Below are 2166 nucleotides of genomic sequence, written 5' to 3'. Positions count from 1 at the left end.
GCCCGTCCCCGCCGCACCACTCCGGTCCCCGTCGACGTACCAGCGGCTCCCCACCAGCGCCGCCGGCAACAGCAGGACGACGACCGGCAGATACGACACCCACAGCGCCAGATCCCAGTGCGCCCCCACCCACGCAAGGGAGGCCCCGAGAATCCCGCCCAGGCTGTACGCGGCGTGGAACCCGAGCATGATGCTGCGCCCGTACGCCCGTTGCAGACTCACCCCGAGCATGTTCATCGACGCGTCCAGCGCTCCCACGGCCAGCCCGAAGACGCCCAGCGCCACGGCCAGCACCACCAGCCGGTCCCCCGCCCCTACGCCGAGCAGGGACAGCAGCACGACCGGCTGGGACCAGCGCAGCACCCGGCTCGGCCGCACCCGGCGCACCAGACGCTCGGTCGCCACACTCCCGGCGCCGGCCAGGATCGGCACCGCGGCGAGGAACACCGGCAGCAGCGCGTCGGAGACGCCGTACCGGTCCTGAACGGCCGGAATCCGGGTGACCAGCAGGGCGAAGGCGACGCCCTGGGCGAAGAAACCGAACGCGAGCGAAGCCCTACCGCGCCGCAGCACATCAGTCATGGCGGCGAGCGTAGGGCCCCGGCTTACCCGTGGGTAGATCCAGCCAAAGATGAATTCCCCTCAGCTTCACGGACGTTGGCGCCGATCATGTGGGTCATCGGGCCGGCCCCGAGCGCACCGCTGACCACGAAGGCCACCAGCATCGTGACGATCATGACGACCGTCCCGAGCCAGACCATCGTGTCCACCGAGAACGAGTAGACCCCCACGATCCGCAGCGCACACTCGCCGACGAAGGCGGCCCCCCACACCCCGGTGAACAACCGCTCCGCCCGCCGGAACGCCCGCGACTCCCGCCGCAGCCGCACCCACGCCGCCTCCCGGTCCGCGTCCCCCTTGACCAGCCACGGCTTGAGGAATCCCGTCATCATCGGCCGCCCCACGAGCACCGACCCCAGCATCACGAACCCGACCAGGCTGGCCACCGCGCTGTCCTTGACCAGCAGCAGGCGGGCATCACCCGTCTCGAAGCCGAGCAGCAGACCGACGAGGTTGGCCAGGAGGATGAGCAGCGGGAGCGCGTTCACGTCCCGCTGCTTCAGCACACCCCACGCGGTGCGCAGGACGGGCACCACGGTGCTCCAGCCGAGCGCGGCGACCGCGCTCATCCCGAACACGCCCTTGAGCAGGTAGTAGGACCCGATGGGCACCCCAACGTCCAGGAAGAGCGACACGAAGGTACGACGCTTGCCTCGACGCTGCTGTCCCGTGTCCTTGCCCGTGTTCGTCGTCATGCCCATATCATCGGGCCGGGGCGCGGTCCCCGGTAGAAACAACCGTCCAGCGCTCCGCAGGACAAATGTCAGCTCGCCAACAGGTCGGCCAGCTCCCCCATGTCACCGAACAGCCGCCCGGCTCCGGTCAGCTTCGAGGCCGGCGTCATCGCGGTGAACCCGTACACGTCCATCCCGGCGGCAACGCCGGCCCGCACGCCCAGTGGGCTGTCCTCGATCACGACGCACCGCTCCGGCGCCACTCCCATCCGCTCCGCCGCGTGCAGGAACAGATCCGGCGCCGGCTTCCCCCGCCCCACATCCTGCGAACTGAAGATCCGCTCGTCGTCGAACCACCGGTCCAGCCCGGTCTTGCGGTGCCCGACCCGAATCCGCTCATGGCTCCCGGACGAGGCCACGCAGTACGCCACCCCGTCTGCGGCGAGCTTCTCCAGCACTCCGACGGCCCCGGGCACGGGCTCCAGCTCACGCTCGAAGGCGGCGAAGACCCGCGCGTGGAACACGTCGTCGAAGTCCTCGGGCAGCCGCCGACCCGTCCGCTCCAGGATGAGCTCGTGGATCCGGTGCATCGCGGAGCCCATGTAGTCCCGAATGGAGTCGTCGTACGACGTCGGGTGGCCCAGTTCCGTCAGATAGCCGGCCAGCAGCCGATTGGAGATCGGCTCACTGTCGACGAGGACGCCGTCGTTGTCGAAGATAACCAGGTCGTAGCGCATGGAAAGACCCTAAACGCAGAAAGCCCCGCACCGTTCCCGGTGCGGGGCTCTCATACAATGATTGTTCGGCGGCGTCCTACTCTCCCACAGGGTCCCCCCTGCAGTACCATCGGCGCTGTAAGGCTTAGCTTCCG

General features: G+C 69.2%; 2 protein-coding genes and 1 pseudogene. All 3 read right to left on the bottom strand.

Annotated elements, in window-relative coordinates; all coding sequences use genetic code 11:
- Nucleotides 1-582: pseudogene (locus DMH12_RS38280) on the bottom strand (MFS transporter); the annotation flags it as partial.
- 23 nt (nt 583-605) lie between these two features.
- Entirely contained in the window at nt 606-1316 is a 711-nt protein-coding gene (locus tag DMH12_RS38275; protein WP_125495840.1) for a VC0807 family protein, read from the bottom strand.
- A gap of 68 nt (nt 1317-1384) precedes the next feature.
- Nucleotides 1385-2032 carry an HAD family phosphatase gene (locus tag DMH12_RS38270; protein ID WP_125495839.1) on the bottom strand — a complete coding sequence of 216 codons (648 nt, stop codon included), beginning with the start codon at nt 2030-2032 and terminating at the stop codon, nt 1385-1387.
- Nucleotides 2033-2166 lie beyond the last annotated feature (134 nt).

Origin of the sequence: Streptomyces sp. WAC 04229 (assembly GCF_003947455.1) — a bacterium.
Taxonomy (GTDB): domain Bacteria; phylum Actinomycetota; class Actinomycetes; order Streptomycetales; family Streptomycetaceae; genus Streptomyces.
The sequence above is the reverse complement of the archived record's forward strand: the minus strand, read 5'-3'. Positions and strand labels throughout refer to the sequence as shown.